This window comes from Streptomyces sp. 8K308 (assembly GCF_004348315.1).
Taxonomy (GTDB): domain Bacteria; phylum Actinomycetota; class Actinomycetes; order Streptomycetales; family Streptomycetaceae; genus Streptomyces.
The window spans coordinates 1-8229 of sequence record NZ_SMKC01000312.1 but is presented as its reverse complement, the minus strand read 5'-3'; the positions used below and the strand labels follow the sequence as shown (position 1 = coordinate 8229).

General features: G+C 67.3%; 7 protein-coding genes. 1 reads left to right on the top strand and 6 read right to left on the bottom strand.

Features of this window, described 5'->3' with window-relative positions; translation table 11 throughout:
• Window positions 1-121 precede the first annotated feature (121 nt).
• The 6 genes from E1265_RS29400 to rpsL form a co-directional block, all read right to left on the bottom strand.
• The gene (locus E1265_RS29400; RefSeq protein WP_207931259.1) at window positions 122-1849 is read right to left on the bottom strand and encodes a cation acetate symporter; all 1728 of its coding nucleotides are present in this window, start codon (window positions 1847-1849) and stop codon (window positions 122-124) included.
• On the bottom strand, window positions 1846-2241 hold the full coding sequence (locus tag E1265_RS29395; RefSeq protein WP_132934033.1) for a DUF485 domain-containing protein: 396 nt from the start codon (window positions 2239-2241) through the stop codon (window positions 1846-1848). The genes E1265_RS29400 and E1265_RS29395 overlap by 4 nt, the downstream gene beginning before the upstream one ends.
• A gap of 292 nt (window positions 2242-2533) precedes the next feature.
• Window positions 2534-3727 carry an elongation factor Tu gene (gene tuf / locus E1265_RS29390; protein WP_132934032.1) on the bottom strand — a complete coding sequence of 398 codons (1194 nt, stop codon included), beginning with the start codon at window positions 3725-3727 and terminating at the stop codon, window positions 2534-2536.
• 175 nt (window positions 3728-3902) lie between these two features.
• On the bottom strand, window positions 3903-6023 hold the full coding sequence (fusA, locus tag E1265_RS29385; protein ID WP_132934031.1) for an elongation factor G: 2121 nt from the start codon (window positions 6021-6023) through the stop codon (window positions 3903-3905).
• A gap of 39 nt (window positions 6024-6062) precedes the next feature.
• Window positions 6063-6533: a 30S ribosomal protein S7 gene (rpsG, locus tag E1265_RS29380; protein ID WP_132934030.1), complete on the bottom strand. Its 471-nt coding sequence runs from the start codon at window positions 6531-6533 to the stop codon at window positions 6063-6065.
• A 3-nt stretch (window positions 6534-6536) separates the two neighbouring features.
• Window positions 6537-6908: a 30S ribosomal protein S12 gene (gene rpsL / locus E1265_RS29375; RefSeq protein ID WP_049572471.1), complete on the bottom strand. Its 372-nt coding sequence runs from the start codon at window positions 6906-6908 to the stop codon at window positions 6537-6539.
• Window positions 6909-7137: 229 nt separating this feature from the next.
• Between rpsL and E1265_RS29370 the strand changes: the two genes are divergently transcribed.
• A complete protein-coding gene (locus E1265_RS29370) occupies window positions 7138-8190 on the top strand; it encodes an LCP family protein (RefSeq protein ID WP_132934029.1) in 1053 nt (350 codons plus the stop codon).
• Window positions 8191-8229 lie beyond the last annotated feature (39 nt).

The following is an 8229-nucleotide window of genomic DNA, read 5'->3' as shown; positions in this document are numbered from 1 at the left end:
GGCTGAGGAACCTTCGAGCCCTGCGCGGCAGCGCCCGGGGCTCTGAGAGGGGAGCTCAGAGCCCCGGGCAGGGATGCCGGGCGGGGGGTCCCGGCGGCTGAGGCGGTTGGGGCCCGCCGCCTCAGTGCGTGGTGGCGCGTTCCGCGCCGGCGCCGGTGAGGGCGCGGACCTGGAGCTTGGCGAACTTGTCGGGCGCGCTCTCCTTCGAGAGCAGCGTGCCGATCACCGCGCACAGCAGGCCGACCGGGATGGAGACGAGACCCGGGTTCTCCAGCGGGAACCAGTGGAAGTCGACGCTCTCCGGGAAGAGCGACAGGTTGTTGCCGGCCGCGTCCACGCCCTTGCCGGAGACCACCGGCGAGAAGAACACCAGGCCGACCGAGCTGATCAGGCCGCCGTAGATGCCGGCCACCGCGCCCGTCGTGTTGAACCGCTTCCAGAACAGCGAGAGCAGGATCACCGGGAGGTTGGCCGAGGCCGCGATCGCGAAGGCAAGGGCGACCAGGAAGGCCACGTTGAGGTTCTGCGCGAAGATCGCCAGCACGATGGCCACCGCGCCGACGCCGATCGCCGCGAACCTGGCGACCCTGACCTCCTCCTTCTCGCTCGCCTTCCCACGCCGCAGCACGCTGTTGTAGAAGTCGTGCGCCAGCGACGAGGACGAGGCGATGGTCAGGCCGGCCACCGTGGACAGGATCGTGGCGAAGGCGACGGCGGCGATGAACGCCAGCATCACCGCGCCCCAGAACTCCCCGCCGAAGTGGTCGCCGACCGCCTGGGCGAGCTGTGGCGCCGCCGTGTTGCCCGCCGAGTTCTGTGCCCTGATCGCCTCACTGCCGACCAGCGCCGCCGCGCCGAAGCCCAGGACCAGGGTCAGCAGGTAGAAGGTGCCGATGATGCCGATGGCCCAGTTGACCGAGGTCCGCGCGGTCTTGGAGTCCGGCACCGTGTAGAAGCGGATCAGGATGTGCGGCAGGCCGGCCGTGCCGAGCACCAGCGCCAGGCCGAGGCTGATCAGGTCCAGCTTGTTGATCATCGTCTGCCAGGCGTCGCCGGCGACTTCGACGCCGTAGCGTTGGCCCGGTTCGAGGAATGCCTGTCCCGCGCCGCCGTCGGCCGACGCGTCGTTCATCAGCGCGCCGAAGTCGAAGTCGTAGATGGCCAGCACCAGCGCCGTGACCAGCAGCGCGCCGCCCATCAGCATCACGGCCTTGACGATCTGCACCCAGGTGGTGCCGGTCATGCCGCCGAAGGACACATAGACGACCATCAGGATGCCGACCACCACGATGCCCACGATCTTGGCCGTGTCGGCGCTCATCCCGAGGTACGTCTCGCCCTCCTCGATGCCGAGCAGCAGCGCCACGAGCGCGCCAGCGCCCACCATCTGGGCCAGCAGGTAGAAGATCGACACGGTCAGCGTGGAGACCGAGGCCGCCGTCCGCACCGGGCGTTGTCGCATCCGGTACGAGACCACGTCCGCCATGGTGAACCGGCCGGAGTTCCGCAGCAGTTCGGCGACGAGCAGCAGCGCGACCAGCCAGGCGACCAGGAAGCCGATGGAGTAGAGGAAGCCGTCGTAGCCGAAGAGCGCGATCATGCCAGCGATGCCGAGGAAGGAGGCGGCCGACATGTAGTCGCCGCCGATCGCGAACCCGTTCTGGATGCCGGTGAAGCCGCGGCCGCCGGAGTGGAAGTCGGTCGCCGACTTGGTCTGGCGGCTGGCCCTGATGGTGATGCCGATCGTCACGGCGATCAGCACCACGAAGAGAATCGTGGTGATCAGCCGCTCCTGCGAGGTGGCGCCCTCGTCCTCGGCGGCCGCCGCCAGCGTGGTGGTGAGCATCATGCCTCGTCCCCCTTCCGCGCGGCCGGCACGCCGGTCCCAGCCTCCAGCTCGTCACGCAGCTCGTCCGCGAGCGGGTCGAAACGGCGGTTGGCGTAACGGGAGTACAGGATCGCGATGCCGAACGTCGTGACGAACTGCAGCAGCCCGAAGAAGAGCGCGACGTTGGCGCGCCCCACCACCTGGGTGGACATGATGTCGCGCGCGTAGGCGGACATCAGCACGTAGAGCACGTACCAGGCGAGGAAGCCGATGCTGGCCGGGACCACGAAGCGCAGCAGCCTGGCGCGCAGTTCGTGGAAGCGGGGATCGTCGTGCATCGCGGCCGAGCGTGCCTCCAGATCACCGCCCGGTGGCGGATCGCTGGCTTCGGGGACGGAATGCGTCGTCGTCATCTCCGGCTCCAATATCGGGCGGTGTATCGGGCGGTCATATCGGGCGGTCATATCGGGCGGTCATATCGGGCGGTCATATCAGGGGGTGGGGGACCTTCTCCGGGGACTGTCTCGGAGGAAATGTAAGGAGCGTCACACACCCTCGGTACCGCACGACGGGGCCACTCGACGAACGGTCGAATTCCGCGCCGAGTGGCGGACGACCGGCATCAGAGTCCGAACACGCGTCAGGGGCCTCTCCTCCGCCGGCTGCGGAGGCGAGGCCCCTGACGTGATGAACCTGTCGGTCAGCTCACTTGATGATCTTGGTGACCTGGCCGGCGCCCACGGTCCGACCACCCTCACGGATGGCGAACTTCAGGCCCTCCTCCATGGCGATGGGCTGGATCAGCTCAACGCGCATGTCGGTGTTGTCGCCCGGCATGACCATCTCGGTGCCCTCGGGGAGGTGCACGACGCCGGTCACGTCCGTGGTACGGAAGTAGAACTGCGGGCGGTAGTTGTTGAAGAACGGCGTGTGGCGGCCACCCTCGTCCTTGGACAGGATGTACGCGGTCGCCTCGAACTCGGTGTGCGGGGTGACCGAACCGGGCTTGATGACGACCTGGCCGCGCTCGACGTCCTCGCGCTTGATGCCGCGGAGCAGCAGACCCACGTTCTCACCGGCGCGCCCCTCGTCGAGGAGCTTGCGGAACATCTCGATGCCGGTGACGGTGGTGCTGGCCTTCTCGTCCTTGATGCCGATGATGTCGACGGTCTCGTTGACCTTCAGGACACCACGCTCGATACGACCGGTGACGACGGTGCCACGACCAGTGATCGTGAAGACGTCCTCGATCGGCATCAGGAACGGCTTGTCGACGTCGCGCTCCGGCTGCGGGATGGCGTCGTCCACGGCCTGCATGAGCTCCAGAACGGTCTTGGACCACTCCGGGTCGCCCTCGAGGGCCTTGAGCGCGGAGACCTTGACGACCGGGACGTCGTCGCCCGGGAACTCGTACTCGGTCAGCAGCTCACGGACCTCGAGCTCGACGAGCTCCATGATCTCCTCGTCGTCCACCATGTCGGCCTTGTTCAGGGCGACGACGATGTACGGCACGCCGACCTGGCGGGCCAGGAGCACGTGCTCCTTGGTCTGCGGCATCGGGCCGTCGGTGGCGGCGACCACCAGGATCGCGCCGTCCATCTGGGCGGCACCGGTGATCATGTTCTTGATGTAGTCCGCGTGGCCCGGGCAGTCAACGTGAGCGTAGTGACGGTTCTCCGTCTGGTACTCGACGTGCGCGATGGAGATGGTGATACCGCGCTGACGCTCCTCCGGAGCCTTGTCAATGTTCTCGAACGCGAAGCTCTCGTTCACGTCCGGGTACGCGTCGTGCAGCACCTTGGTAATCGCCGCGGTAAGCGTCGTCTTGCCGTGGTCGATGTGACCGATGGTGCCAATGTTGACGTGCGGCTTAGTCCGCTCGAACTTCGCCTTCGCCACTGGGGTCCTCCTGTGGACTGGTGCTGTACGCCTCCCGCGTCTGCGGGAGGTTTTCAGGATGGTCGACCGAACCGGTCAGGACCCCGAGGGGGATGCCCTTGACCGCTTCGCTGAAGGGCTGGGCACCGGGGGCGGCAACGCGCCCCCGACGCCCCGTATCGCCCAAGCCTAAGGGTTACTCGCCCTTGGCCTTCGCGATGATCTCCTCGGCGACGTTCCGCGGAACCTCACCGTAGGAGTTGAACTCCATGCTGTAGCTCGCGCGCCCGGAGGTCTTGGAGCGCAGGTCGCCCACGTAGCCGAACATCTCCGACAGCGGGACCAGGGCCTTGACGACCTTGTCCCCGTGCCGGTCCTCCATGGCCTGGATCTGGCCGCGGCGGGAGTTGATGTCGCCGATGACATCGCCCATGTAGTCCTCGGGCGTGTTGACCTCGACCGCCATCAGCGGCTCGAGCAGCACCGGCTTGGCCTGACGGGCGGCCTCCTTGAAGGCCATGGAGCCCGCGATCTTGAACGCCATCTCCGAGGAGTCGACGTCGTGGAACGCACCGTCGAGCAGGGTCACCTTGACGCCCGTGAGCGGGTAGCCGGCGAGGACACCGAAGTCCATCGCCTCCTGGCAGCCCGCGTCCACCGAGGGGATGTACTCCTTGGGGATACGGCCACCGGTGACCTTGTTCTCGAACAGGTAGCCACCGTCCTCCAGCGGCTCCAGGGCGATCTGCACCTTCGCGAACTGACCGGAACCACCGGTCTGCTTCTTGTGGGTGTAGTCGACCCGCTCGACGGCCCGGCGCACGGTCTCCCGGTAGGCGACCTGCGGCTTGCCGACGTTGGCCTCGACCTTGAACTCCCGCTTCATGCGGTCGACCAGGATGTCGAGGTGGAGCTCGCCCATGCCGGAGATGATGGTCTGGCCCGTCTCCTGGTCGGACTTGACCTGGAAGGACGGGTCCTCCTCGGCGAGGCGCTGGATCGCGATGCCGAGCTTCTCCTGGTCGCCCTTGGACTTGGGCTCGATGGCGACCTCGATGACCGGAGCCGGGAAGTCCATCGACTCCAGGATGACCGGGTTGGCCGGGTCGCACAGCGTCTCGCCCGTCGTGGTCTGCTTCAGACCCATGACGGCCACGATGTCGCCGGCGCCGACGCGCTCGATCTCCTCACGCTTGTTGGCGTGCATCCGGTAGATCTTGCCGATCCGCTCCTTCTTCTCCTTCACGGAGTTCTGCACCTGCGCGCCCGCGGTGAGCACGCCGGAGTAGACCCGGATGAAGGTGAGCTTGCCCAGGTGCGGGTCGCTCGCGATCTTGAAGGCGAGGGCGGCCAGCGGCTCGTCCTCGGACGGCTTCCGACGGATGATCTCGTCGGGGTTCCGCACGGCCTGGCCCTCGATGGCCTCGACGTCGAGCGGCGACGGCAGGTACCGCACCACGGCGTCGAGCAGCGGCTGCACGCCCTTGTTCTTGAACGCGGTGCCGCAGAACACCGGGGTGACCGTGGAGGTCTCGGTGCCGGTGGACGCGAGGGTCACGCGACGGATCGCCGCGTACAGCTGCTCCTCGGTGGGCTCGGTGCCCTCGAGGTACAGCTCCATGAGTTCCTCGTCGTTCTCCGCGACGGCCTCGACCAGCTTGGCATGCCACTCCTCGGCCTGGGCCTGGAGGTCCTCGGGGATGTCGACGACGTCGTACATCTCACCGAGCTTGGTGTCCTCGGACCACACCAGGGCCTTCATCCGGACGAGGTCCACCACGCCCTTGAAGCCGGCCTCGGCGCCGATCGGCAGCTGCATGACCAGCGGCTGCGCGTTGAGCCGCTCGACGATCATGTCGACACAGCGGAAGAAGTCGGCACCCGTGCGGTCGAGCTTGTTCACGAAGCAGATGCGGGGCACACCGTAACGGTTCGCCTGCCGCCAGACCGTCTCGGACTGCGGCTCCACGCCCGCGACCCCGTCGAACACCGTGACGGCACCGTCGAGCACCCGGAGGGAACGCTCCACCTCGACCGTGAAGTCGACGTGACCCGGGGTGTCGATGATGTTGATGGTGTTCTCGACGTTGTCCAGCGACCAGTGACAGGTGACAGCGGCGGACGTGATCGTGATGCCACGCTCCCGCTCCTGCTCCATCCAGTCGGTGGTGGCCGCGCCGTCGTGAACCTCACCGATCTTGTAACTCAGACCGGTGTAGAACAGGATCCGCTCGGTGGTCGTCGTCTTGCCCGCGTCGATGTGGGCCATGATCCCGATGTTGCGGACCTTGGCCAGGTCAAGTGAAGTGGTAGCCATCTGGCTTCAGTCTTCTCTCGGTCTCGATGGGGGTTGCGACTACCAGCGGTAGTGCGCGAAGGCCTTGTTGGACTCGGCCATCTTGTGAGTGTCCTCGCGCTTCTTGACGGAGGCGCCAAGACCGTTGGACGCGTCGAGCAGCTCGTTCATCAGCCGCTCGGTCATCGTCTTCTCGCGCCGGGCACGGGCGTAGCCCACCAGCCAGCGGAGCGCGAGGGTGGAGGAGCGGCCGGGCTTGACCTCGACCGGGACCTGGTACGTGGCACCGCCGACGCGGCGGGACTTGACCTCGATGGTCGGCTTCACGTTCTCCAGGGCACGCTTGAGGGAGATGACCGGGTCGTTGCCCGTCTTCTCGCGCAGCCCCTCCATGGCACCGTACACGATGCGCTCCGCGGTGGAACGCTTGCCGTTGAGCAGCACCTTGTTGATCAGCGACGTCACCAGAGGAGAGCCGTAGACCGGGTCGACGTGAACCGGACGCTTCGGCGCGGGGCCCTTACGAGGCATCTCTTACTTCTCCTTCTTGGCGCCGTAGCGGCTGCGGGCCTGCTTGCGGTTCTTCACACCCTGGGTGTCCAGGGAGCCGCGGATGATCTTGTAGCGAACACCCGGCAGGTCCTTCACACGGCCACCGCGCACCAGCACGATGGAGTGCTCCTGAAGGTTGTGGTTCTCACCCGGAATGTAGGCCGTGACCTCGATGCCGTTGCTCAGACGCACACGGGCGACCTTGCGCAGGGCCGAGTTCGGCTTCTTCGGGGTGGTCGTGAACACACGCGTGCAGACGCCCCGACGCTGGGGGGAACCCTCGAGCGCGGGCGTCTTGTTCTTCTCGACCTTGTCCTGCCGGCCCTTGCGGACCAGCTGCTGGATCGTTGGCACCGTTTCTCCGGTTTCTCTGTGCCGATCTCGATAAAGCTAACCTGGACACTCGCCGACCCACGCGGTCGGGTGTGTCGAAGACTGCAGGATTCCCGCGTTAAGCGGATGCAGATCCCGGGCTTCCGTCTCGCCGCTAAAAGAGCGCAGGGGGCACCCCAGGCACAAGGTCAGAGCGTACCTACCCCACGGGCTGCGGTCAAAACGATCAGACCGACCGCACAATGACCGTATGACCAGAGGTGGGGAAAGTGGAAACGATGATGCGGCGAGAGCCGCGAAGACAACCGAGACGACCGACGATACCGGCTCGGAGGCCGAGCCGACACCGCCCCGAAGACGCCGGCGCCGCTGGCTCTGGATATCCCTCGGCTCCCTGACGGCCCTGCTGCTGCTCACCGGGACCGCGGTCGGCCTCGCCTACTGGCGCACCGACCAGGCCCTCAGCTCCATCGAGCGCATCCCCGACGCGCTCCCGACCGTCCCCGAGGCGTCCCAGCCACCGCGCACCGAGGGCGACGCGCTCGTCTACCTGCTGGCCGGCGTCGACGACGACCAGGCCGACGGCTGGCAGGCCGGCGCGGCCCGCAGCGACACCATGATGCTGCTCCAGATACCCGCCGACCGGCGGAGCGCCTGGCTGGTCTCGCTGCCTCGCGACACCTGGACCGAGATACCGGGCCACGGCGAGGCCAAGCTCAACGCGGCCTACTCCTGGGGCGGCCCCTCCCTGATGGTGGAGACCATCCAGAACCTGACCGGCGTCCGGATCGACCACCTCGCGCTGATCGACTGGTCCGGCTTCCGTGAATTCACCGACGCGGTCGGCGGCGTCACCATCGACGGCGAACACCTCGACGGGCGCGAGGCGCTGGCCTACGTTCGCGAACGCAAGTCGCTCCCCGAGGGCGACCTCGACCGCACCCGCCGGCAACAGAACTTCCTGCGCTCCCTGCTGAACGAGACGCTGAGCACCGGTATCCTCACCGACCCGCGCCGCCTCAACGGCCTGCTCAACACGGTCGGTGACGTCATCAGCGTCGACGACCGGCTCAGCAACGGCGACCTGCGGTCGCTCGCCTGGGACCTGCGGGGCATCCGCGGCTCCGACGTCCACTACATGAACGCGCCGGTCACCGGTTCGGCGATGATCGAGGGCCAGTCCGTCGTCCTCCTCGACGACGAGGCGGCGGCGCCGCTGTGGGAGGCCATCCGCACGGACTCCATGCCGGCGTTCGCCGCATCCGGCGCGGCGCCCCCGGAACTCGGCCCCACGGTCCGCTGACGACCGGACGCCTCTCCTCCGCGCGGCGGTTCCCCCACC